Here is a 25,490-nt window from a genome sequence, read left to right as displayed (position 1 = left end):
CGGGTTGGTCCCGGTCTTATTTTTTGTCGTCTTTTACTTCTTCAAACTCAGCGTCAACAACGTCGTCGTCTTGCTTAGCTTGTTGTGCACCGGCGTCTTGAGCTTGCGCGGCTTGCGCTTGCTGCTGTGCCACTTCCATCAGTTTCTGAGAAGCTGCGATAAGTGCTTGAACTTTCTCGTCGATCGCTGCTTTGTCTTCACCTTTACGCGCTGTTTCCAGCTCAGTGATTGCGGCTTCGATCTTCTCTTTCTCGTCTGCTGGCAGTGCGTCGCCTGCTTCTTCAACTTGCTTGCGAGTACCGTGGATCATTTGGTCAGCTTGGTTGCGCGCAGTCGCCAGTTCTTCGAACTTTTTGTCGGCTTCTTTGTTCGCTTCCGCTTCCTGAACCATTTTCTCGATTTCGTCGTCGCTCAGACCACCAGATGCCTGGATAGTGATCTTCTGCTCTTTACCTGTTTGCTTGTCTTTCGCAGACACATTCAGGATACCGTCAGCATCCAGGTCGAAGATAACTTCGATTTGTGGCATACCACGTGGCGCTGCGTTGATGCCTTCCAGGTTGAATTGACCCAGAGACTTGTTGTACATCGCTTGCTTACGCTCACCCTGCAGTACGTGGATAGTTACTGCACTTTGGTTGTCTTCAGCAGTAGAGAACACTTGGTTCGCCTTAGTAGGGATAGTGGTGTTCTTCTCGATCAGTTTGGTCATCACACCGCCCATGGTTTCAATACCCAGAGACAGAGGAGTTACGTCCAGCAGCAGAACGTCTTTCACGTCACCTGCCAGAACACCGCCCTGAACCGCTGCACCTACTGCAACTGCTTCATCAGGGTTCACGTCTTTACGTGCTTCTTTACCGAAGAACTCAGCAACTTTCTTCTGAACCATAGGCATACGAGTCTGACCACCAACCAGGATTACGTCGTTGATGTCGTTTACAGACAGGTCTGCGTCAGCCAGTGCCACTTTCAGTGGTTCCAGAGAACGTTGAACCAGATCTTCAACCAGTGACTCCAGTTTCGCACGGGTCACTTTGATATTCATGTGCTTAGGACCCGTCGCATCTGCAGTGATGTATGGCAGGTTCACGTCAGTTTGCTGTGCAGAAGACAGTTCGATCTTCGCTTTCTCAGCCGCTTCTTTCAGACGTTGCATTGCCAGTGGATCTTTACGCAGGTCGATGCCTTGGTCTTTTTTGAACTCGTCAACCAGGTAGTTGATCATGCGGTTGTCGAAGTCTTCACCACCCAAGTGAGTGTCACCGTTGGTTGCCAGAACTTCGAAAGTCTTCTCGCCGTCAACTTCGTCAATCTCGATGATAGAGATATCGAAAGTACCACCACCCAAGTCGTATACCGCGATAGTGCGGTCACCGCCTTGCTTGTCCAGGCCGTAAGCCAGTGCAGCAGCAGTTGGTTCGTTGATAATACGTTTAACTTCCAGACCCGCGATACGGCCAGCGTCTTTCGTTGCCTGACGTTGTGCGTCGTTGAAGTACGCAGGTACTGTGATAACTGCACCAGTTACTTCCTCACCCAGGAAGTCTTCCGCAGTTTTCTTCATTTTTTTCAGGACTTCAGCAGATACCTGAGGAGCTGCCATTTTCTGGCCTTTTGCTTCTACCCATGCATCACCGTTGTCAGCCTTAACGATTTTGTAAGGCATGATTTCTATATCACGCTGAACTTCTTCGTCTTCGAAGCGACGACCGATCAGTCGTTTGATTGCAAACAGCGTGTTTTCTGGGTTGGTTACTGCCTGACGTTTTGCAGGCTGACCTACCAGGATCTCACCGTCTTGGGTGTACGCGATGATTGATGGCGTTGTGCGATCGCCCTCTGCGTTCTCGATTACGCGTGGCTTGTCACCGTCCAGTACTGCTACACATGAGTTGGTAGTACCCAAGTCGATACCAATGATCTTACCCATTTGGTTTTCTCCGAAAATTCGTCTTACGTCTATGTTGCGTTAACCCATATATGGGGGTCACGGATTAGGGTTCAACCCTGTACAAGAAAAAATTTTTAAATTTTCTTTTCGATGCCCCATAGATAAGGGCGGCGGATAAGCTTTCAAGGGCTGAAACGAAAAAAAACCCGCACAATGCGGGTTTTTTCTGCAAACAGGCCAATTACGCTTTTTCGTCCACGTTACCGGCTGCCGCTTTAGATACCATTACCATCGCAGGGCGAACCACGCGACCGTTCAGCTCGTAACCTTTTTGCATCACGAACATCACAGTGTTTGGTGCATGGTCTGCGCTTTCCTGGATAGACATCGCTTGATGGAACTCAGGGTTGAACGTCTCACCGTGCGGGTTCAATTCTTTCAGACCGAACTTCTCAACCGCTGACTTCATGGTCTTCAGCGTCAGCTCAACACCTTCGATCATTGGCTTGAGGGCTTCGTTTTCTTTGTCGGCCATCTCAACTGCGCGTTCCATGTTGTCCATCACTGGCAACAGTTCATTGGCAAAACGCTCCAGGGCGAATTTACGCGCCTTGTCGATTTCCTGCTCGGTACGACGACGCATGTTTTCCACGTCTGCACGTGCACGCAAAACGCTGTCTTGTTGTTCTTTCACTTTTGCTTCGCTTGCTTCAAGCGCCGCTTCAAGTTCAGTGATCCGGCTGATCATTGCATCGGTTTCTGCATCAAGGGCATTTTCTTCTGCTTGTGCGTCAACCGCTTCGTTTAGCAGCTCTTCTTCCTGGATCTTGTTTTCTTCTTTGCTCATGCTCTCTCCGACACACTACTCTGTGTTGAACCCCAAACGCGTTTGTGTGAGGCTTCATTTTCGACGGTTTTGCCTATTATGGGGATGAATGTTCGCGTTTCAAGATGTCGCTGGCTGTAAAGCACGACAAGTGAGGATGATTCACATATACTCAAGCCACTAATTTACGCAGGATCAATAAGATGACAAAGCGCTTTAATACTATTGCTTTGGTCGGAAAGCCGCGCAACCCAGACGCGGTCGCAACGCACGAGAGTCTGTATAACTGGCTGACCAGCAAAGGATATCGTGCGCTGGTCGATAACAGGCTACATAACTTTATCAATGTTCCTGCAGAAGATTTCCACGATTTACTTTCCCTCGGCGCCAAAGCAGATCTTGCCATTGTCATCGGTGGTGACGGCAACATGCTGGGCGCAGCCCGTGTTCTGTCACGCTTCGATATTTCCGTTATCGGTGTTAACCGCGGCAACCTTGGTTTTCTGACCGACCTTGATCCGGACGACTATGAAGACGCACTGCAGTCCGTGCTGGATGGCGAATACATTGAAGACCACCGTTTCTTGCTGGAGGCGGAAGTGCACCGCCACGGGCAAATCAAAAGCCACAATGCCGCGCTGAATGAAGCGGTATTACACCCCGGGCAGGTGGCGCACATGATTGAGTTTGAAGTTTATATTGATGACAACTTCGCTTTTTCCCAGCGCTCTGACGGCATCATTATCTCAACGCCCACTGGCTCCACAGCATACAGCCTGTCCGGTGGTGGCCCGATCCTGTCACCCAGCCTGGAAGCGATTTCACTGGTGCCAATGTTCCCACACACCCTTTCGAGCCGCCCATTGGTTGTGGACGCCAAACGCCATATCAAGCTTGTGGTATCACCGGACAACGGTAGCACGCTGGAAGTGAGTTGCGACAGTCAGGTATCCCTGCCGGTCAATCCGGGCGATGAAGTCCATATCTACCGCAGCCCAACACAACTTCAGCTGATTCACCCTAAAAAATACAGCTATTACAAAACCCTGCGCACAAAGCTCGGCTGGTCAAGCAAGCTGTTCTAAAACCACTCGGTTCCCTTTTCGAAGAGCAGGCGTCGCCTGCTCTTTTCGTTATGCCTGTCACAAAATTTTACGCCATGTCGCATCGAATAACTTTACTGTATACAAACACAGTATATACTGTACATAACAACAGGTGATGATAAACACAGGTACTTTCTCATGCTGGCGCATATCACAATCCAAAACTTTGCCATTGTTAAAGCGTTAGAACTCGACTTCCAAAAAGGAATGACCACTATTACCGGCGAAACCGGTGCCGGTAAATCCATTGCGATTGATGCTCTGGGGCTATGCCTTGGTGACAGGGCAGATGCATCCATGGTACGCCCGGGCGAAGAAAAAGCCGAAATCGTAGTGCAGTTCCAGCTTCAGAATAACCCTGCCGCACGCCGCTGGCTGGAAGACAATGAACTGGTCGACGGCGATGAGTGCATTCTGCGTCGAGTCATCACCAAAGAAGGCCGCTCCCGCGCGTTTATCAACGGTAGTCCTGTGCCAGCTTCCCAGCAAAAATCACTGGGGCAGCATCTGATCAACATTCACGGTCAGCATGCCCACCAGCTTCTGATGAAAAACGACTACCAGCTCACGCTGCTTGATCAGTACGCCGGTCACCAAAACCTGCTGGGCACTATGCGCGAGCGTTATCAGGACTGGCGCGCCGCGCGTAATGAACTCAAGCAACTGGAAAAGAACAAGGAAGCGCTCGAAGCGCAGCGTCAGCTGCTTGAGTATCAGGTCAATGAACTGAATGAACTGGCGATTGGTGAAACCGAATACCCGGAGCTGGAAGAAGAACACAAGCGCCTTTCGAACTGCGGCGATATCGCCCTTTGCAGCCAGAGTGTCTTGCAGGCATTGAGTGAGGATGACGAAAACAATGCGATGCAGTTGCTGCAGTATGCCCAGCAAAAGCTTGCAGAACTGACAGCCATGGACAGCCGGTTTAATGATTTAGCCCAGATGCTGGATGAAGCCTGTATTCAGGTGCAGGAAACCAGCCATGAAATCTCAAGCTATATGGACAGACTGGATATGGATCCGGCGCGTTTGCAATACCTTGATGAACGCATGGCGACCATCATGCGCCTGTCACGCAAACACCAGGTCACACCGGATGAACTGTTCAACACCCATCAGGCGCTGATGCACGATTTGGAAAACCTCAACGACAGTGACAACCAGATTGAGCAGCTTGCAGCCAATGTAGATGTGAAACACCAGGCTTGCCTTGCCGCAGCAGAGAAGCTGAGCAAGAGCCGCAAACGCTACGCCAAAGAGCTGGATAAGCTGATTTCGTCCAGCATGCATGAGCTAAGCATGCAGCATGGCAAGTTCCATATTGCCCTGGATAGTCAGCCAGAGAGCCACCTGTCACCGCTTGGAGTCGACAATATCGAGTTTCTGGTTTCCACCAACCCAGGACAACCAATGCAGGCGCTTGGCCGCGTGGCTTCCGGTGGTGAACTGTCGCGTATCTCTCTGGCAATCCAGGTGATCACCGCTCAGAAAGTCGATACACCCAGCCTGATTTTCGATGAAGTGGATGTGGGTATCAGTGGCCCGACAGCGGCTATCGTTGGCAAGCTTCTGCGTAAACTGGGAGAGTCTACCCAGGTCATGTGTGTCACACACTTGCCGCAGGTCGCCGGATGCGGCCATCATCAGATGTTTGTCGCCAAGTCCAGCGACAAAGGCACCACAACAACCAGCATGGTGGCATTGGACTCACAGGCAAGGGTACAGGAACTGGCCCGTCTTCTTGGCGGCAGTGAAATTACCGCCCATACATTGGCAAACGCCAAAGAGTTGCTGATTGCTGCTTAATTGAACACCCTTTCGAATACTGGCTCATACGGGCCAGTTTCACTCCCGAAACTTTTTTCCAATAGCACGGTCAAACAGGCAAGTTCGAGCAAGAGTTTTTTACATCTCTCAGTTGCTTGTTTATCATCGTCACCTATTTTGGAATTGAAGTAAGAAGTCATGCGTTGGAAACACATCGTTGCGACATCACTTGTACTGGCCACACTCTCCGGTTGTAGCTGGGTAAACCAACTGGTGTATCGCATAGATATCAATCAGGGAAATTACATCGACCAGACCGCGGTCGAAGAGCTCAAATTTGGCATGACCAAAGAGCAGGTGAAATTCTTACTTGGCCCACCAATGTTGGTGGAGTCCGGCTATCCGAATACCTGGTACTTTGTTCAATGGTTGAAACCTGGACACGGGGAACCTGAGCAAAAAGAGCTGATCCTTTCATTTGATGACAACGGTCAGCTTGTCGGTATGAAAGGCGATTTCCAGCCTGGTACCAGCTTCTTCGAAGTGATCCGCTAATCACAAGCCAATGAGCAAAAAACCCGCTGAATGCGGGTTTTTTCATGCCTAGGCTTTTTCATGACTTGCGGATGCGTATTTACTTGAGCATCTTTTCCAGTTGCTCTTTGTTGGTATGACGAATGTCTTTGCCTTTTACGAAGTAGATGATGTATTCGCAAATGTTCTGGCAGCGATCCCCCACCCGCTCAATCGCGCGGGCTGACCACATCACTTTCAACACGTTCGGGATTGAACGCGGATCTTCCATCATGTAGGTCATCAGCTGGCGTAAAATAGCTTCGTACTCGCGGTCAAGGTGATCGTCAGAGTGGTACACCTTCATCGCAGCATCCACATCCATACGGGCAAACGCATCCAGCACGTCATGCAGCATACGTGCAGCTTTATGGCCCAGGTTTTCCAGTGATACCAAAAACGGCTGTTGGTGATTGGAAAAGTTGTCCAGCGCCATTTTGGCAATACTGTCCGCAACATCACCAATGCGCTCAAGATCGGTAATGGTTTTGATAATGGCAATCACCAGACGCAGGTCGCCTGCAGTCGGCTGGCGCTTGGCAATAATGCGGGTACAGGCTTCGTCAATTGCCACTTCCATCGAATTGACCTTGTGATCTTCCCGGATCACCTGTTTGGCCAAATCCACATCCTGGTAATGCATCGCACGCAGTGCGTCAGTAAGCTGGCGTTCCACCAGCCCGCCCATCGCCAGCACATGGGTACGGATAGCTTCCAGCTCAGCATTGAACTGACCGGAAATGTGGCGGCTGATATTTTGATTATCCATCTGCGTGCGTTTCCTTAGGGTCTGTTACCCTTTGGGGGTTAAATTTTGTTCTAGCAAAAATCATCACTAAAGATCAACAGACCTTAACCATAACGGCCAGTGATGTAATCTTCGGTTTGCTTGTTTTTCGGTGTGGTAAAGAGTGTATCTGTATCGGCATATTCTACCAACTTGCCAAGGTTGATGAAGGCCGTTTGGTCAGACACACGTGCCGCCTGTTGCATGTTGTGGGTAACGATGACGACGGTATATTTGCGCTTGAGGTCGTTAATCAGCTCTTCGATGGTAAGGGTGGAGATAGGATCCAGCGCCGAGGTAGGCTCATCAAGCAACAATACCTCAGGCTCAATTGCAATCGCACGGGCAATCACCAGACGTTGCTGCTGACCGCCGGAAAGGCCAAAGGCGTTATCATGCAGACGGTCTTTCACTTCATCCCAAAGCGCCGCCGCGCGCAGTGAGCGCTCTACTGCATCATCCAGGGTACGCACATTTTTCACGCCCTGCAGACGCAGGCCATAAATCACATTTTCATAAATGGATTTCGGAAATGGATTCGGACGCTGGAAAACCATGCCAACGCTGCGGCGAAGTGCCGGTACATCCACGGCTTCATCGTAAACATTGGTGCCGTGCAATGAGATTTCCCCTTCCACGCGACAGCCATCAACCAAATCGTTCATGCGGTTGATGCAGCGCAGCAAGGTGGATTTACCGCAGCCCGACGGGCCGATAAAGGCGGTCACCTTCCCCTTTGGAATACGCATATTGATATCGAACAATGCCTGGGTATTGCCATAGAACAAATTGAGATGACGGATAGCCAGCGCGGTTTTCTCGTCCGGCAAAGCGGAGAGATCAACCGGGTTCAGCAATCCGATATTGGCATTGATGGATATCATTTCGTTGCGGTTTCCTCGTTATATGTCCTGTTCCAGCGAACGGTATTTTTCACGCAGGTGGTTTCGGATGGTAATGGCAGCCAAGTTAAGGCCAACAATCACAGTCACCAATAGTAAGGAGGTGGCGTATACCAATGGCCTTGCAGCTTCAATATTGGGGCTTTGGAAGCCGACATCATACACATGGTAACCCAGATGCATAAACTTCCTCTCCAGGTGGAGAAATGGGAAATTACCGTCAAGCGGCAGTGTCGGTGCCACTTTCACCACACCCACCAGCATCAGCGGCGCCACTTCCCCAGCCGCGCGCGCTATCGCCAGGATCAATCCTGTCATAATAGCAGGGCTCGCCATCGGCAGCACGATACGCCACAAGGTTTCAGCCTGCGTCGCCCCCAGCGCCATCGAACCATGACGTACTGAGATCGGAATGCGTGACAAGCCTTCTTCCGTTGAAACGATGACAACAGGCAGCGTCAAAATGGCGAGTGTCAGTGAAGACCACAAAATCCCCGGTGTACCGAACGTCGGGTTGGGCAAGGCATCAGAATAAAACAGGTTATCGATATTGCCCCCGACGAAATAGACAAAAAAGCCGAGGCCGAACACGCCATAAACAATCGACGGCACACCTGCCAGATTGACCACCGCAATCCTGACAACACGGGTAAATGCGTTTTTCCCCGCGTATTCATGAAGGTAAACAGCAGCCAGCACACCAAGTGGCGTGACCATGACCGACATCAGCAGCACCATCAATACGGTGCCGAAGATGGCCGGAAACACGCCCCCTTCAGAGTTCGCTTCACGTGGATTGTCAGTCACGAAAGCGACGACTTGATGTCCCCAGTGTACCAACTTGTCATGCCAGCTCATGGCATTGGGGTACCAGATCGACAATACATTGTTGAGCGGAATGCGAACCGATTGACCAAAGCGATCCTTCACCACCAAACTGTCGAGAGCCAGATCGCTTCGGCGCTTCATCAGCACCTCTTCTATCGACTGATAGCGCAGCTCCAGCACATCAATTTCATCCTGCAGCCACTCAGGGACGACCTTTCCTTTTTGCTCAAAACGTTTGCGATCCTGCTTGAGTGCATTGAGACGGTAATTGACGCTCTCAATTTCCGTGCGCTCAATGTTGGCAATCTCTGAGCGAAGGATATCTGCCTGAGCGATTTTCTGCTGATAGAACGCCGACGTAATGCCTTCTTCCACCAGCTTACCGGCATGCAAATAGCCTACAGGGATACCGAAAAATGCGCCGTTCTCTGCACGCTCAATCACGGCAATATCAGGCAGCGCTTTTTGCGACACAATGTTTTGTGCCAGCACCGAGATAAAATCATGCGCTTCACGCTCGCGGTTGGCGATTTTAATCATCAGCCGGTCGTGGGTCGGTTGCGTAGGGTCTTGCAAGGTAACGCCCGCTTCCTGAAGCTGACGTGTTGAGACAGATTCTATACCGTAGATTTCTCCGTACGCGGTTTCTGTGCCGCTAGGCGTTTTGATCTCGAACTGGTAGACAGGCGAAGGCCAGAAATAGGTCAGTCCGTTCCAGCCGATAAGCAGCATGACGCCCAGCACTGCGACCAGACACAGACTGACCATACCTGCTGTCATCCAAACCCAAGGCGAACTGCTGTTCAAACGCTTAAACATTCGCGCCTCTCAGGAGGAGAAGAAAATCGGCTGAAACCTTACAACGCACGGTATTTATCCCGTAACCGCTGACGGACAAATTCCGCCACGGTGTTAAACAAAAAGGTAAATGAAAACAAAATAAATGCCGTCAAGAACAGGACACGGTAATGCGAACTGCCCACTTCTGACTCCGGCATTTCAACCGCGATATTGGCCGACAGGGTACGAAGCCCTTCAAACGGGTTCCACTCCATCAATGGTGTATTCCCGGTTGCCATCAATACAATCATGGTTTCCCCCACTGCGCGGCCTAATCCCATCATCACAGCAGAGAAAATGCCCGGGCTTGCCGTCAGCAGCACCACACGGGTCAGAGTTTGCCAGTGGGTTGCCCCCAATGCCAGAGAACCATTGGTGAGGTGGCTAGGCACCGAGAATATTGCATCCTCAGCAATGGTGAAGATGGTTGGGATCACCGCAAAACCCATTGCGAGTCCAACAACAATCGCGTTGCGCTGATCGAAGTTCACCCCGAGTACATCGGTCACAAATACCCGGCTGTCTCCCCTCATAAACACGCGCTCAACCCAGGGGCCCAGCGCAAATGAGACATAGCCAAGCAGCAAAATCAGAGGGATCACCACATACAGGTGTCCACCCGGTGGCAATTTTTTACGCAACGCTCTGGGCAAGAAAACCCACACAACCGCAGTCAGCATGAAAGACAACGGCATTGAAACAAAGATCAGGAACATCGCCGGCAGATGGGTTTCAACGATGGGTGCGAGCCAGAGCCCGGCCAGAAAACCCAGAATAACGGTCGGCAGCGCTTCCATAATTTCGATGGTCGGCTTCACCACACGGCGCATACCGGCGGGCATAAAATACGCTGTGTAAATAGCACCACCGACTGCCAGCGGAATAGCAAAGATCAGCGCATAAGCCGCCACTTTGATGGTGCCAAACACCACAGGCATCGCGCTCAGCTTACCTTCAAACGAGTCAGACCCAGACGTAGATTGCCAAACATAATCCGGTTCGCTGTAGCCTTCGTACCAGATTTTGCTCCACAGTGAGCGGACACTCACATCTGGGTGGGGATTATCGACATCCAGCAGGGTTAGGGTATTGCCCTGCTCCACCAGCAGGCGGTTGGCACGGGGCGAAAAGGCCAGCATATCGACGTCTTTAGACAAATCGGGAAAGTCAAACCGCTCGCGGCTTTCGCTCGGGGCATGCCAGAGTGACAGCACGCCTAGCGTAGAAAGGTTAGCAAATACATTACGGTGCGGTTCAACGACCGCCTGGCCCGGCATAGTGTCGAACTCACGTACCATGGTCAGTGTCCGGGAGCCGGATTTCACCACATCAAACCATTGGCCGATATGCCCGTTTTCCAGACGCACCATCAGTGAGTGACCACCCGCCAACAGTGTCATCGCAACCGGCTTGAAACCTGTCACCACATCCACATTGACAGACTCGCGCAAAAAAACGCCTTTTGATGACAAGCTGTAAACCTTGATCACATCACCCGACATCACGTAGAGCTTACGTCCATCCGGTGTCATCAACACCTGGGTGCCTTCAGTTACCGGCAGTGCATTATGCCAGCGGGATATGCCTTGTGCGTCGGTTGAAACCACCTGCAGTTTATCGCCCACAATGCCAGCCACTGTCATACCGCTGGTTTGCTCGGCAAAAGTGAGTGCTGTCACCGGCAGTGGCTGCCCGCCCAGCTCAATGGTATCGAGGGGTTCAACGGTGGGCGTAATGCTGGTTTCACCATTCTTATAGCTGTTGATAAAACGGAGCCGCTGGAAACTCACCCGGCCATCGTTCAGGCCGTACGCTGATATACCGGCGTACCCATGCTGGGCAGCAAAACTGGACGGGTTCTCAGCCAGAGACTGGCGCAATACTGTCTTCCCATCATTGAGGGAGAAAACGGCCAGGGTGCCGCCGCTTGAATAGCGAAAGCCGAGCTGGTTGTTGTCATCCAGCCCCAGTTGGGCAGCAGGTTGCGGAAAATTCATTGTCAGCTGTTTTGCCACCGCCACATCAGGGCTTTTAAACAGCGGCAAAACGACATAAGCGAGGTAGAAAAATATCAGCAGCAATGCAAATAACACCACAAGACCACCGCCAGTTACGGATAAGCGTGCGAGTCTGTCTTGTAAGCGCCGACGGGTATCTCCCCGCATCAACGCGTTGGTGGCGTCTGCCATTGTTACCTCATTTTCTGGTCAAGCGGCTCATAATATGTCTTTTTGATGACAGTTATGTGACAGTAAGACAGAGTTACACCTTAACTGACTGAAATGAAAGTGTAATAAAAAATCGCTAGCCTCCGCTAACATTGACGTGAAACACAGATCAGAAATGTGCCACGAAAGCGCCGGTGGACAGACTTTCATACAGCTCAGATAATGTCCATTCCCTCCCCGCTTTAGACGTTAAGGAATGACCATGAAGCAGCTAGTTATCACACTTATCGGCGCCGACCGTTCTGGTCTTGTAGAAACTGTTTCCGACACCGTATTCAAACATCACGGCAGCTGGCAAGCGAGTAGTCTGAGCAAGCTCGCAGGCAAATTTGCCGGCATCGTGCAAATTGATATCAAAGAAGACGATGTCCCAGCGCTGACCAAAGCACTCAAGAGTATTCCTGATCTGGACGTTGTGGTCACCGAAGCAAGCAATGCACTCGATGACGACACCACCACCCATACATTGTCTGTTACCGGAAATGATCGCCCTGGCATTATTCAGGAAGTTACCCGGGAAATCGCCAAGTTTGGAATTAATATCAATAATCTGGAAACCAACGCAGAGAGTGCCCCAAATTCAGGCGGCGTGATTTTCACTGCAGCGTTTGATCTTGATATTGCCAACACCATCGCCCTCGACGATATCGGTGCCGCCCTTGAGCGCCTGTCGGACGACCTGATTGTTGAATTCGACGAGAGCGATATTCTCTGATGTAAAGGAAACTCATGAGCACGGATAATTACTACATAGAAAAAGAACTTAGTTGGCTATCGTTTAACGAAAGGGTGTTGCAGGAAGCCGCCGACAAAAACGTTCCCATCATTGAGCGGGTTCGCTTTCTCGGCATTTTCTCCAGCAATCTGGATGAGTTTTATCAGGTACGCTTTGCCGATGTTAAGCGACGGATCCTGATCAGTGAGGAACAAGGTGGCGGCAATGAAGCCAAAGAGTTACTGATCAAAATCCAGCAAAAAGTGCTCAAGCTGAATCAGGATTTTGACCACCTTTACAACGATATTCTGCTGGAAATGGCACGCCGCCATATCTTTTTGGTCAACGAGCGTCAGTTGACCGAATACCAGCAAAACTGGCTTAAAAAACACTTCGTCAGTAACTTACTTCCCCACATTACCCCGATCATCCTCACCGATGATATGGATGTGCTCTCTTTTCTCAAAGACGCCTATTCCTATTTGGCTGTCGAGCTGAAAAAAGAAGGGGAAGCCACCCGCTATGCGCTGATAGAGATCCCGACGGACGAAATCGAACGCTTTATCAAGGTACCGGAGCCAAAAGGCAAGCGCCGTCGGAAAACCATTATTCTGCTCGATAACATCATTCGTCTTTGCCTTGATGAGATATTCCGGGGCTTTTTCGATTACGACAGTATCGAAGCCTACGCGATGAAAATGACCCGGGATGCGGAATATGACCTGACTAACGAGGTAGATCACAGCCTGCTCGAAAATATGTCTGACAGTCTGGATCAGCGCCTGACGGCACTGCCGGTGCGCTTTGTGTACCAGCGGGATATGCCACAGGACATGGTGAAAAAGCTGATCCAGATGCTGAAGATCTCTGATCTGGACAGTGTTCTACCCGGCGCGCGTTACCACAACTTCAAAGACTTTATCGGCTTTCCGAATGTCAGCATGAAGTATCTGGAAAACCCGCCGCTGCCGCCGCTGGACTCCGCGGACTTTACCGTCTTCGACAACGCATTTGATGCGATCCGCAACCGGGATGTCCTGCTCTATTACCCCTACCACACCTTCCGCCACATGACCGAACTGGTGCGTCAGGCGTCTTTCGACCCGAAAGTACGCAGCATCCGCATCAATATTTACCGCGTGGCGAAAAACAGCCGCATCATCAACTCCATGATGGATGCCGCCAACAACGGTAAACGGGTTACTGTGGTGGTTGAACTGCAGGCACGTTTTGATGAGGAAGCCAACATCGAGTGGGCGCGCGTGCTGACCGATGCTGGCGTGAAAGTGGTATTCGGTACGCCGGGGCTGAAAATCCACTCCAAGCTCTGCCTTATCTCCCGCCGGGAAGACGATGGTGTGCGCGAATACGCCCATATTGGCACCGGTAACTTTCACGAGAAAACCGCCCGCATCTACACCGACTTCTCCCTGTTTACTGCTGACAAATCACTGACAGCAGAGGTTCGTAAAGTCTTTAACTTTATCGAAAACCCCTACAAACCGGTGAAATTCACCCACTTGATTGTTTCGCCGCGCAACTCGCGCAGCCGCCTGTATCGCCTGATAGAACGCGAAATTGAACACGCCAAAGCCAAGCGCAAGGCGGGGATCACCATCAAGGTCAACAACCTGGTCGACAAAGGGCTGGTCAACCTGCTGTACAAAGCCAGCAACGAAGGGGTGAAAATCCGGATGATTGTGCGTGGTATGTGCGCCCTGGTTCCCGGCATTAAAGGCGTCAGCCAAAATATCAAGGCCATCAGTATCGTTGACCGTTTTCTGGAACACCCCCGCGTGTTTACCTTTGAAAACGGTGGGGATCGCGATGTGTACATCTCTTCAGCAGACTGGATGACGCGCAACATCGATAACCGTATTGAGGTCGGCACACCGATCAAAGATGAACGCCTCAAACAGCGCATCATGGATATTCTTGAACTACAGTTTGCAGATCGCGCCAAGGCACGTGTGTTGGACAAAGACATGACCAACGAATACGTAAAACGCGGGAATCGCAAAAAAGTACGTTCGCAGATTGCTATCTACGAGTACCTTAAACAAGCAGAACGCGCCGAAAAACGTATAGCGAGCAAACAAAAGAATGAGTGATACAACGGTGGATAAACCTAGGGAAATCGCCGCGATTGACCTGGGTTCCAACAGCTTTCACATGGTCGTTGCCCGCGTCGTCGGGCAAGGGCTGCAAATTGTCAGCCGACACAAACAACGTGTGCGTCTGGCCTCCGGTCTCGACAGTTTCAACAACCTCGATAACGCCGCCATTGAACGCGGGGTGGAGTGCCTGCGGATGTTCGCTGAGCGTCTACAAGGGTTCGATGAAGAAAACGTGCGGGTTGCAGCGACGTTTACCCTGCGCGAAGCCAAGAACCGCCACATCTTCCTCCAACGCGCCAGAAATGCCTTTCCCTACCCCATTGAAATCATTCCCGGGATAGAGGAAGCGCGCCTGATATATCTGGGCGTCAGCCATACCCAACCGGGAGAAGGGCGGAAACTGGTGGTCGACATTGGTGGCGGCAGTACCGAGCTGGTGATAGGGCGGGATTTCACCCCTTCATTGGTTAACAGCAAGCACATGGGGTGTGTCAGCTACAACGCCCGCTTTTTCAAAGACGGTGACATTTCAACCAAGCGCTTTGCACAGGCGCAACTGGCGGCTGAACTGAAGCTGGAAACCATTGCCCGCCAATATAAAGAAATGGGTTGGGAAGAGGCTGTGGGCTCATCGGGCACGATTAAAGCCATACGCGAAGTGTTGAAAGCCTCGGGGCATGAAGACGGTATTATTACCCGCAAGCGGCTGGATGGCCTGATTGATCAGGTGCTGAAAGCCAAGAACTGTCAGGACTTGAGCTTACCTGGTCTTTCTGACGACAGGCGTCCGGTTTTCGCGGCAGGGCTTGCGATCCTCTCCGGCACTTTCCACGCTCTGGGAATAGAAAAAATGGTTTTTTCTGACGGAGCATTGCGTGAAGGGTTGCTGTATGAAATGGAGGACAGGTTCCAGCATAGTGATATCCGGAGCCGCACTGCCGCTGATTTGGCCGAGCGCTATCATATTGACCAGCGCCACGCCGATTGTGTCCAGCAGTCAGCAGAGCATATTTATTTGCAGGCAGAGCCCGAACTGGGCTTGAAGAAGGCAGAACTCGCGATCTTGCTTAGCTGGGCGGCATTGCTGCATGAAGTTGGGCTGAGTATTGCCCACTCCGGCTTTCACAAGCATTCAGCCTATATTATGCAAAACACCAATTTACCCGGCTTCAACCAGGAGCAGCAGACGGTATTGGCAACCCTGACCCGCTTCCACCGAAAATCACTCAAGCTGGAGGAAATGCCGGAGTTTACTCTTTACAAAACCAAGCATATCTTCCCGCTGATCCGTGCATTGCGTCTGGCATGTGTGCTGAATGTGCAGCGCACGGGCGAGCTGGCGCCTGAAGTGAAGCTTGATGCCAAAGACGATTGTTGGTCACTGACGTTTCCGGAAGGCTGGCTTGCCAACAACCGATTGCTGGCTGCCGATTTGGATGTGGAGCAAACCTACTGGGAATCGGCAGGCTGGAAACTCATTATTAACGCCTGACGCCCAAAGACACCTCAGGGTCATAGATACAAAAACGCCGGTGCAAATTCACCGGCGCTTTACTATCCGAGCAACTCAGGGCATCAACCCTAGCGCATCTAGCTGCGCTTCAATCACACTTTCCGGCAAAGGTACAAACCCTTCTGCCGCCACCAGCGCCTGTCCCTGTCGGGAAAGGATCAGCTTGATAAATTCCGCTTCCATCGGTGCCAGTGGTTTATCCGGTACTTTGTTGACATAGATATACAGGTAGCGGGAGAGCGGATAGAGGCCTGAAATAACGTTGTCGACCGTGGCATATACCCGTTGGCCATCCACATCCAACGGCAGCATTTTCGCCCCGGAGGTACGATAACCTACCCCGGAATAACCAATCGCGTTGAGCGATGAACTGACTGACTGCACCACAGAGGCAGAGCCCGGCTGCTCATTTACATCCGCGCGGAAATCACCATCACACAGGGCTTTGTCTTTGAAAAAGCCGTAAGTACCGGAAACTGAGTTTCGCCCAAACAGCTGGATATTGCGTTTTTCCCAACTGCCAGTCAGCCCCAACTGTCCCCATTTATTAAAGCGTTCCATTGAACCACAACGCAAGGTTTCAGAAAACAGGGCATCCACCTGCTTCATGTCCAGACCCTGAATCGGGTTGTCCTGATGGACAAAGATCGCCATGGCATCAATGGCGACTCTGATCGCCGTCGGCGGATAACCGTATTTGCGTTCAAACAGTTCGATTTCACGGGCGCGCATCTGTCGGCTCATGGCACCAAACTGGGTGGTCGCCTCAATCAGGGCAGGCACCGCAGTCGATGAACCTGACGTCTGGATTTGCACGTTCACACTCGGGTAGTACTTTTTGAACAGCACGGCCCATTGCGTGACCAGGTTGGCAAGCGTGTCTGAGCCAACCGAAGAGAGATTGCCAGAGATGTTGTCGACCCTGTGATAGAGCGGCAGGTGGTCATCAGCCACCGCAGGTGTCAGGGTCAGCAACAACGCCAAGGTGGCAACCATCCTTTTTAACATGCAAGGCGCTCCGGCAGGGTGAAAGAGAAGGTACTACCCTTGCCCACCTGACTTTGAATTTCAAGCTCAGACTCGTGGTGGTTCAGCGCATGCTTCACAATGGCCAGCCCAAGGCCACTACCACCAGTCTCACGGGAACGTGCTTTGTCAACGCGGTAGAAGCGTTCGGTCAGCCTGTCGATATGCTGTGGCGCAATACCTTCACCACTGTCTATCACTTCCAGTCGCGGCCCTTTCACCGAGCGGAACCAGCGAACACGGATTTTTGCACTCGGTGGCGTATGCTTCACCGCGTTATAAACCAGATTAGAAATCGCGCTGCGCAGTTGATCGTCATCGCCCAGCACTTTCAGTGAATGGTCAATTTCAAACTCAAATTCATGGGCTTGATCGCCACTTAGGGTTTGCGCTTCTTTTTCCAGCACATCCAGCATGGCCGGCACATCGACTTTCTGATCCAGGGCGATCTTCACGCTCGCTTCAATCTTGGACAGGGTCAGAAGCTGCTCGACCAGACTTTCCATCCGCGTCAGCTGCTCGGTCATTACACCGTGGGCTTTGCCCCACATTGGCCCCACCAGCATATCCGGGTCTTCCGCCATTTCAAGATAGCCACGAAGAACCGTCATCGGGGTACGCAGTTCATGGGAAACGTTGGCAAAAAAGTTACGGCGCATACCCTCCAGCTGTTTGAGCTGGGTAATATCACGTACCACCATCAAGTATTCACCTTCGGCATACGGCATGGTACGGAATTCCAGTGTTTTAGAGGCGTGAAGCGTCGAGCGCATTTCAAAGGCTTCCCCTAACTCTGCACGGGAAAGGTATTCGATAAACTCAGGTGTGCGGATAAGGTTGGCAATGTACTGACCAGCATCATCCGGCATACGGAAGCCCAGCAGATCCTGCGCCAGCTTGTTACACCAGACAATGGAGCCGTCATGCTCAAATACCACCACCGCATCGGGCAGGGATTCGGCACCGTTTTTAAAGCGTCGGATCAGGTTAGTCAGCTCTTTGCGGCGGCGACGGTTTCGTTTCTGCAGACGATAGATGCCATTGAACAGCGGAGTCCAACTGCCCGAGCCAGTCGGTGGTGTCAGGCTACGTTCTTTCCACAGCCAGTCAGACAGTTTGAGTTGGTGGTAGAAGTTCCACAGCAACACCAACACGGTCGCAAGCAGCAGCAGCCAAGGCAGACCGCCAAAGAACCAGCCAATCAAAAACCAGGGTAAATAAAAAAAAGCCAGCTCCAGTGCCAGCTTTTTCCACGTCAGTCTTTCGACCATCTATCTCTCCAGTATGCCGTCCCAAGGCCTTTGGGCGACACAAAGATCATGTTTGTGGATTAAGTGCGCGTTGAGAAACGGTAACCCGCGCCACGCACGGTTTGCACCAGTTTATCATGACCGTCTTCTTCCAGCGCTTTTCTCAGGCGACGAATATGAACATCAACCGTGCGGTCTTCAACATAGACGTTGGTGCCCCAAACATTGTTCAGAAGCTGCTCGCGGCTGTAAACACGCTCTTGGTGAGTCATGAAAAAGTGCAGCATCTTGAATTCAGTCGGCCCCATTTCCAACGGTTTTTCGTTGGACGTCACGCGGTGCGAAACAGGATCCAGCTTCAGGCCCTGTACATCAATCACATCATCCAGCGAGGTAGGTGACACGCGGCGCATAACGGCTTTCAGACGCGCCATCAGCTCTTTCGGCGAGAATGGCTTAGTGATGTAGTCATCGGCACCGACTTCCAAGCCACGCACTTTATCTTCTTCTTCGCCGCGCGCAGTCAGCATAACCACCGGGATTTGGCGGGTCAGCTCATCGCGTTTGAGGTGTTTGATCAGGTTGATCCCTGAGCCACCCGGCAACATCCAGTCCATCAGGATCAGTTCAGGGTAAGGCTCGCAGATTTTTTCCAGAGCACTGTCATAATCTTCTGCTTCTACGGCCTGATAACCTTTTTGTTCCAGCACAAAGCACAGCATTTCACGAATTGGTGCTTCGTCTTCAACAACAAGTATCCGTCTTACCATTTTTCCATACCCAGTTAGAGTGTGTGTAATCGTTATACCCAAACAATCTGAGTTTCTTAGGTGGTTTGGGTATATGTCTTGGCCGTCATTATGTGATTCTATTATGACAGTTTTGTGACCTTTGGCGAGGTTTGCAACCAGCAGTAGCCGACAACTGCCTTTTATTCCAGACAGTTGTCGCCCGTATTGAAGGCGCTATCCAACGAAAGCCAGCGCCTGTTACCGCATTGACACTTTTTTAAGCAACGCGGTATTTTTCTTCCAGTTCGCTGATTCCCAGTCCGGTTTTCTTTGAAACATGAAGCTGGGTCGGGATCCGCTCTTTCATCGCTTCAATATGGCTGATCACGCCGATCATCTTGCCCGATGCATTGAGGTTATCCAGCGCATCCAGTGCCACATCCAGCGTCTCGCTGTCCAGGGTGCCAAAGCCCTCATCGAGGAAGAGCGAATCGATGCTGGTCTTGTGGCTGACCAAGTCCGACAACGCCAGTGCCAGCGCCAGACTGACAAGGAAACTTTCCCCGCCTGACAAGGTTTTGGTATCCCGTTCAATGTCGCCCTGCCAGGTATCCAGCACACTCAGTTCCAGCCCTTCCCCCTGTTTGCGGTTTAGCTGGTAACGCCCGTGGATCCGGTCGAGCTGTTTGTTGGCCAGATAGACCAGATTGTCCAGCGTCAGCCCCTGAGCAAACTTGCGGAATTTATCGCCCTTTTGCGAGCCTATCAGGGCATGGAGATACTGAATATCATTGTATTCCGCGCGCAACCTTTCAATCTCCGCAAACAGCGCTTGCTGGTTTTCCCTGCGCTGTTTGTCTGACGCCAACGCGTTGCTCAACTCACCGCTTCGGCGCACAAGATTGTTCAGCGTTTCTGATTGCAGCTGCAACGCCGATTCCACCTGCTCGACCGGCAATGTCTGCCACGCTTTCGCTCGCTCATGGGCAAGCACATCACTGACGTGTTGTTGCGCCTTTTTCAGCAGTACTTTGGCACCTTCCAGCGCATGCTCCAGCGAGCGTTTACTTGCCAGCAGTTGCTGTTTTTCTTCTTCTGGCAACAAGGCAGATTGGAACGCTTCCAGCGAATCAAATGGCGAAGCAGCGAGGCTTTCATCCCACTGGGACAGATTGGACTGCAATTCTGCATTGGCGCTTTCCAGCGACTGGGTCTGGCTCACGACGTCAGCCTGTGATGCACGCAAATCCCCTTGATATTGCTGTGCCAGGGTTTGTGCCGCTTTCTGAGCCTCTTCAGCTTGCTCGGTCTGAACGGCAGCACGGCGTTTTTCATCATCCACCCGCTTGTCACCAAAGAGCGCGACACGTTTTGATTTCGCCTCTTCAAGCTTGGCCGACAAGGCATCGATGTCTGATTGCTGTGCACGTTGCTGCTCAGACAGCGCGTTGATCTCTTTCAGGCAGTTTGCAAGTTCGACCTCAAGCAAGGCGACCTCTTTTGCCAGCGCTTCTTTTTGCTGCTGGTTCTGCTCCCATAGGTCAGCATCCTGCTTTCTCGCTTCCAGCCAGCTTTGCAGCGCGCAGGTTTCAGGGGCTTCATAGCCTTTGTCTGCAATCTGCTGGTTTAACACACTTTCCAATGTTTCGAGATAGTCGACCTTCTGGCGCTTATCGACAGCCAGCTTCTGGGCTTCCTGCTTTTTACTCTCAATGGTCACAGAGAGAATCGATATGTTTTTCTCGACAGCATCCAGAGCACGAGTCGTTTCATCCCATTGCAGCTTCGCCTGTTGAAGCGCCTTCTCCTGTGCTTTTAACGCATTCAGGTTTTGGGTTAACACATCCCTTGCTTGAGTTTGCTGGTCACTGAACGCAGCAAAAGACTCGCGCTGATCAATCGTCAGGGTTAAGTTGAGTGGCAATGCGGCCTGGCTCCATTGTTCAGCCAGTGCCTGTTGTTGCCGCTGAGTGCTTTCCAGTCGTTTCTGGAGCTCTTCAATATGGCGCTGGCAACTTTCAAATTTCTCTTTTGAATCTCTGCCTTTCTCAAATATCTCTTTTTGTGCGGATTCTGCATCCGTCAACTGGCGCAGGGTTTCGGAAACATCAAGCACAGCCCCCAACAACGCAGGATGTTCAGTCGATCCGCAGAGCGGGCACGCTTCATGTGGCTGCAATGCCGCACGGTACTGTGCTAGATGCTCTTCCTGACTGACAAGTTTCGACAGCGCCTCAATCAGCTGCTTTTTATCTTTATATTGCTGGCGAAGCGAGGTCACTTCCTGCTCCAGCACTTTGGCTTGCTGAGTCTGATCAGCTAACGTCTGGCGCTTTTCCGCATTTTCTTTGTCCAGCGCCAGCCATTGTTGTTGCCATTGGCCTAGCTGGAAATAAGTAGAAAGCTGCGCACTTAACTGCTCGCGTTGTTTATCCAGCGCGTCGATATCACCGTTTGTTGTGGCCTGGCTCAGCGCTTCTTGCTGCGCTTCCCATGCCTGCTTCGCCTTGTCACTTGCGCTCAGTGCGACCTGTTTCTCTTTCTCTGCACTGTCCGCTTTCGACGTCTCTGCCTGCAATTGGGCTTCAAGTTCGGTTTCGTATTGCGTCAGTTTGGCAATCGCGCTTTGCTCCTGCGCGATCTGCTGCCCCATTTGTGCCCACTGGCCAAGGTGTTGTTTAAGCAGCCCTGCAGATTGATGGCTCGTCAGATACGCGGTGACTTCTTCCAGCGCATGTTTTTTCGCCTCAAGGTTTTGTGTGGTTATTTCCTGTGACGAGACCAACGACTGATGCTTGGTTTTCAGCCCAGACTGTTGCAGTAACAATTCCTGCAGGCGTTGCGACTGGTGTTTGATATCGGTATCGAGCGGCGACACTTTCTCGCTGATCAGTGTTTCCAGCTCACGCTGCTGCGTTTTGACCAGCGCCAGCGCTTCTGACGCTTTCACCAGGGCTTCGTCAGCCTGAGCGCTTTTTTCTGTGTTGGTCTTAAGCGCTTCCTGTTTTGTTGTCAGCATCGCGCCTACGGCTGCAACGCTTTTCAGTGACGACTGCCAGCGCTCGTAAGGCATGCGTAACTTTTCGGCCGGTTCGCTGTGAGTGAGCTTATCCAGTTGCGGTTTTGCCGCCTCCCAATTCGCTTCTGCAGCCTGCAGCTGCGCTTGCGCCTGATATTGCTCCAAGTGGCTTTTTTCATGCTCTTTCCACCAGGAGAAGTGCGCCGTCAGCTCTGTATGCTTTTCGCGCTCGGTCTTGAGTGAGGTGTCAATCCCGGAAAGTTCATTTTCCAGCGCTTCCAACTCCTCGCTACCCAGCAGCTGCACGCCTTTGGCTTCAGCTTCTTTCTGGCTTAGCGCCAGTTTGGCGGCCGCAAAATGCTCATGCACTTTTTCAGAGATCCGGCCGTAAATTTCAGTGCCCGTCAGCTCTTCCAAAAGCTCTGCACGTTCATTTTCCTTGGCATTCAGGAAAGCGGCAAACTCGCCCTGGGAGAGCATCATGGATTTGGTAAAGCGGGCAAAGTCGAGACCGGTAATGCGCTCGACCAATTCATTTTTCTGTTTTACCTGCGTAGCCAGCACCTTGTCGGACTCAGCATCCACCAGCTCCACATCTGCCTGCTGCAGGTTACCGTCCGCTTTGCCGCGCGAACGGCGCATGCTCCAAAAGGCGCGGTACGGGTGGCCTTTGACCTCAAACTCCACTTCGGCGGCACACTCTGCCGTGCCGCGGGTCATGATTTCATTGCTCGAGGTGGAGATGAGTCCCAGGCGCGGAGTCTGGTGGTAAAGCGCCAGACAAATCGCATCAAGCAGGGTGGTTTTACCTGCACCGGTCGCGCCCGTGATGGCAAACAGGCCATTGTCGGAAAACGGTGTCTGGGTGAAATCTATTTTCCACTCACCTTTCAGTGAGTTCAGGTTTTTAAAGCGAAGGCTCAGGATTTTCATGCGTCAGCCTCCCCATGCTCAACCTCAGCAACAATTTTGGCGAACTGGGTTTCGATCCGCGCTTTACGCGCCACCTCGTCCTCCCCTTCAAACACTTCAAGAGCAAGACGCTTTTGGAATACATCATTCGGTGTCAGTTCAGACAGGGTTTCTTTTGCTTCCTGCGCCAGCGCCTGGGCTTTTGGCCCACGGCTACGCTGAAGCTGTAACACTTCCACATTGAGCCCTTCGGTCATCAGTTGGATACGTTGCTGCAAGTCAGACAGATAGTCCTGCACGGAGACTTCGATGTGGAGCCAGACAGGTTTTGGATCATCATGATCTTTATACTCCGAAAGCTGTACGTCTATCTCGTCCAGCGACCCTTTCAGAACACCCATAGGCTGAAAGCGCGGAATACTGATGGGTTCGATGCGCACGCGCTGGTCGGCATCAAACTCGACCAACACAACCTGCTTGTTGAACTTCAGTTCATCAAAGCTCAAAGGTATCGGTGAGCCGCTGTAGCGGATATGTTCTGACTTGGCGACAACCTGTGGGCGGTGAATGTGCCCGAGGGCAATGTAGTCCGCCGGTGGGAAGCCATCAGCAGCAAAGCCATCCAGCGTGCCGATGTAGATATCACGTACTGATTTGGACGGGCTGACACCCAGCGCCGTCAAATGCCCGGTAGCGATGATCGGCACTTTCCAGCCATTGTCTTCACGCAGCTTCATCGCGGCCTGATACAACTCGTGGTAGTGGGATTTGATGGCATCACCGAGCGCCTGTCGTTTTTCAACGCCCGATTCACCGGCCTGGCTGGTTAATACATCACGGGGGCGCACGAAGGGCACTGCACAGACAATCGCCCCAACCTCGCCGCGCTGATCTTTCAGTGTCAGCAGTTGCTCTTCTAAATTGTCACTGGTGTTTGCCACCACATGGGTATGCAGGCAAGCGAGCAAGGATTTGGATTCTTTGAGCGTAGAAACAGAATCATGGTTGCCGCCCAACACAACAAGCGAGCAGTTGCGCTGGCTGATGGAGACCACAAACTGGTTATACATTTCGCGCGCATAGCTCGGTGGCGATCCGGTATCGAAAACATCTCCGGCAACAATAACGGCATCAATCTGGTTTTTATCTATTTCTTGAAGAAGCCATTGCAGAAAGGCCTGATGTTCTTGCTTGCGGCTTTTGGTGAAAAAGTTTTGCCCTAAATGCCAGTCTGACGTGTGGAGTATTTTCATTGAAAGGTGTGCGCCCGTTCTTGTGCTTGAGGCCAAATTGTACCCCATATAAAGGGACATTCGCCCCTGAATGCAATACCATGTGGCCTTTCTCACTACCGGATGGATAAAGCCTCGCCATGATTTGGTTTAAGAACATTTTTGCTTACCGCCTGACCCGCGATATTGAGCTCGACCCTGAGCATGTTGAAAAACAACTGTCTGAGTTTCGCTTCACCCCATGTGGCAGTCAGGACATGCAGAAGTTTGGCTGGACCACTGCGCTCGGCAAGCACGGCGACATGATGACCCACGTCAGCGATGGCAACCTGCTGATCTGCGCCCGCAAAGAAGAAAAAATGCTGCCTGCATCTGTGATCAAAGATTCGCTGGCGGCCAAAGTGGACGCAATGGAGCAAGAGCAAGGCCGTCCGCTGAAGAAAAAAGAAAAAGACAGCATCAAAGATGACATCGTGATGGATCTGCTGCCTCGCGCATTCAGCCGCATGAGCCAGACTTACGCACTTATCATGCCTAAATCCGGTTTGGTACTGGTGGATGCCGGTAGCGCAAAGAAAGCCGAAGACATTCTGGCGCTGCTGCGCAAATCCCTTGGCAGCTTGCCAGTGGTTCCGGTTGAAACCAACAAGCCGGTAGAGTTGGCAATGACTGAATGGGTTCGTTCAGGTAATGCGCCAAAAGGGTTCGAAATCGGTGAAGAAGCAGAGCTGAAAGCCATTCTTGAGCAAGGCGGCGTGATCCGCTGCAAGCAGCAGGATCTTTCCAGCGATGAGATTCTGGCACACATTGAAGCTGAAAAGCTGGTGACCAAACTGGCTATCAACTGGCAAGACCGCATCGAATTTATGCTGTGTGACGATATGTCAGTCAAACGCATCAAGTTCTCCGAAGAGCTGCGTGACCAGAACGCGGATATCGACCGTGAAGACATTGCACAGCGTCTGGATGCCGACCTGTCATTGTTGTGCGGCGAACTGGGTGCCTTCCTGCCAAACCTTTATGAAGAGCTTGGTGGCATGGACAAGGGCGAGTAACCGCCCATCGCCAACATCAAAGACAAAAACAGGGCTTAACGCCTAATGCCAGTCAGTTAAGCTGACTGGCTTTCTTTTTATTGGGGTATTTCTTTGCCTTAGGCTTCACGGCTCTCGGGTATATTCGCTCTTCTCGCTTAATGGGCAACACATGATGTATCGCCTCCTC

At 51.7% G+C, this 25,490-nt stretch carries 18 protein-coding genes; 7 read left to right on the top strand and 11 right to left on the bottom strand.

Annotated elements, in window-relative coordinates; all coding sequences use genetic code 11:
• Positions 1-16 precede the first annotated feature (16 nt).
• Positions 17-1,933 (bottom strand): molecular chaperone DnaK, encoded by a 1,917-nt coding sequence (dnaK, locus tag KU854_RS14035; protein WP_218359112.1) that lies wholly within the window; start codon positions 1,931-1,933, stop codon positions 17-19.
• A gap of 202 nt (positions 1,934-2,135) precedes the next feature.
• Positions 2,136-2,741, bottom strand: coding sequence for a nucleotide exchange factor GrpE (gene grpE, locus KU854_RS14030; protein ID WP_054779789.1), 606 nt, complete (start codon positions 2,739-2,741; stop codon positions 2,136-2,138).
• 182 nt (positions 2,742-2,923) lie between these two features.
• Between grpE and nadK the strand changes: the two genes are divergently transcribed.
• The 3 genes from nadK (at position 2,924) to bamE (ending at position 6,148) form a co-directional block, all read left to right on the top strand.
• Positions 2,924-3,805, top strand: a complete 882-nt coding sequence (nadK, locus tag KU854_RS14025) for an NAD(+) kinase (RefSeq protein ID WP_218359111.1) — start codon at positions 2,924-2,926, stop codon at positions 3,803-3,805.
• Between the two features lie 159 nt (positions 3,806-3,964).
• The gene (gene recN, locus KU854_RS14020; protein ID WP_218359110.1) at positions 3,965-5,632 is read left to right on the top strand and encodes a DNA repair protein RecN; all 1,668 of its coding nucleotides are present in this window, start codon (positions 3,965-3,967) and stop codon (positions 5,630-5,632) included.
• 159 nt (positions 5,633-5,791) lie between these two features.
• Entirely contained in the window at positions 5,792-6,148 is a 357-nt protein-coding gene (gene bamE, locus KU854_RS14015) for an outer membrane protein assembly factor BamE (RefSeq protein WP_054779787.1), read from the top strand.
• Between the two features lie 79 nt (positions 6,149-6,227).
• Here bamE and phoU read toward each other — a convergent pair whose 3' ends face one another.
• The 4 genes from phoU to KU854_RS13995 all read right to left on the bottom strand — a co-directional run bounded on the left by phoU (position 6,228) and on the right by KU854_RS13995 (position 11,712).
• Positions 6,228-6,935: a phosphate signaling complex protein PhoU gene (gene phoU, locus KU854_RS14010; RefSeq protein WP_054779786.1), complete on the bottom strand. Its 708-nt coding sequence runs from the start codon at positions 6,933-6,935 to the stop codon at positions 6,228-6,230.
• 83 nt (positions 6,936-7,018) lie between these two features.
• Positions 7,019-7,837 carry a phosphate ABC transporter ATP-binding protein PstB gene (gene pstB / locus KU854_RS14005; protein WP_218359109.1) on the bottom strand — a complete coding sequence of 273 codons (819 nt, stop codon included), beginning with the start codon at positions 7,835-7,837 and terminating at the stop codon, positions 7,019-7,021.
• A gap of 18 nt (positions 7,838-7,855) precedes the next feature.
• Positions 7,856-9,502, bottom strand: coding sequence for a phosphate ABC transporter permease PstA (gene pstA, locus KU854_RS14000; protein WP_218359108.1), 1,647 nt, complete (start codon positions 9,500-9,502; stop codon positions 7,856-7,858).
• A gap of 38 nt (positions 9,503-9,540) precedes the next feature.
• Complete coding sequence (locus tag KU854_RS13995) at positions 9,541-11,712, bottom strand: ABC transporter permease subunit (protein WP_218359107.1); 2,172 nt, start codon at positions 11,710-11,712, stop codon at positions 9,541-9,543.
• Between the two features lie 241 nt (positions 11,713-11,953).
• On the opposite strand from KU854_RS13995, the gene KU854_RS13990 reads away from it, so the two are divergent.
• The 3 genes from KU854_RS13990 to ppx are packed head-to-tail and all read left to right on the top strand — an operon-like array spanning position 11,954 to position 16,075.
• A complete protein-coding gene (locus tag KU854_RS13990; protein WP_054779783.1) occupies positions 11,954-12,466 on the top strand; it encodes a glycine cleavage system transcriptional repressor in 513 nt (170 codons plus the stop codon).
• A gap of 14 nt (positions 12,467-12,480) precedes the next feature.
• The gene (ppk1, locus tag KU854_RS13985) at positions 12,481-14,577 is read left to right on the top strand and encodes a polyphosphate kinase 1 (RefSeq protein WP_218359106.1); all 2,097 of its coding nucleotides are present in this window, start codon (positions 12,481-12,483) and stop codon (positions 14,575-14,577) included.
• Positions 14,570-16,075 (top strand): exopolyphosphatase, encoded by a 1,506-nt coding sequence (gene ppx / locus KU854_RS13980; RefSeq protein WP_218359105.1) that lies wholly within the window; start codon positions 14,570-14,572, stop codon positions 16,073-16,075. The genes ppk1 and ppx overlap by 8 nt, the downstream gene beginning before the upstream one ends.
• 75 nt (positions 16,076-16,150) lie before the next feature.
• On the opposite strand, the gene KU854_RS13975 is transcribed toward ppx, so the two are convergent.
• From KU854_RS13975 to sbcD, 5 genes are all read right to left on the bottom strand, one after another.
• Positions 16,151-17,104: a PstS family phosphate ABC transporter substrate-binding protein gene (locus tag KU854_RS13975; RefSeq protein WP_218359104.1), complete on the bottom strand. Its 954-nt coding sequence runs from the start codon at positions 17,102-17,104 to the stop codon at positions 16,151-16,153.
• Positions 17,098-18,393: a phosphate regulon sensor histidine kinase PhoR gene (gene phoR / locus KU854_RS13970; RefSeq protein WP_218359103.1), complete on the bottom strand. Its 1,296-nt coding sequence runs from the start codon at positions 18,391-18,393 to the stop codon at positions 17,098-17,100. Before phoR ends, KU854_RS13975 begins: the two co-directional genes overlap by 7 nt.
• 59 nt (positions 18,394-18,452) lie before the next feature.
• Positions 18,453-19,142: a phosphate regulon transcriptional regulator PhoB gene (phoB, locus tag KU854_RS13965; RefSeq protein ID WP_218359102.1), complete on the bottom strand. Its 690-nt coding sequence runs from the start codon at positions 19,140-19,142 to the stop codon at positions 18,453-18,455.
• 238 nt (positions 19,143-19,380) lie between these two features.
• Positions 19,381-23,055, bottom strand: a complete 3,675-nt coding sequence (locus KU854_RS13960; protein ID WP_218359101.1) for an AAA family ATPase — start codon at positions 23,053-23,055, stop codon at positions 19,381-19,383.
• Positions 23,052-24,287: an exonuclease subunit SbcD gene (sbcD, locus tag KU854_RS13955; RefSeq protein WP_218359100.1), complete on the bottom strand. Its 1,236-nt coding sequence runs from the start codon at positions 24,285-24,287 to the stop codon at positions 23,052-23,054. Before sbcD ends, KU854_RS13960 begins: the two co-directional genes overlap by 4 nt.
• A gap of 122 nt (positions 24,288-24,409) precedes the next feature.
• On the opposite strand from sbcD, the gene rdgC reads away from it, so the two are divergent.
• A complete protein-coding gene (gene rdgC / locus KU854_RS13950) occupies positions 24,410-25,321 on the top strand; it encodes a recombination-associated protein RdgC (RefSeq protein WP_218359210.1) in 912 nt (303 codons plus the stop codon).
• The last annotated feature ends 169 nt before the right edge of the window (positions 25,322-25,490 follow it).

Source organism: Enterovibrio paralichthyis (genome assembly GCF_019209835.1).
Lineage (GTDB): Bacteria > Pseudomonadota > Gammaproteobacteria > Enterobacterales > Vibrionaceae > Enterovibrio > Enterovibrio paralichthyis.
Note: the sequence above shows the minus strand (reverse complement) of the source record. Positions and strands in the feature narration are given on the sequence as shown.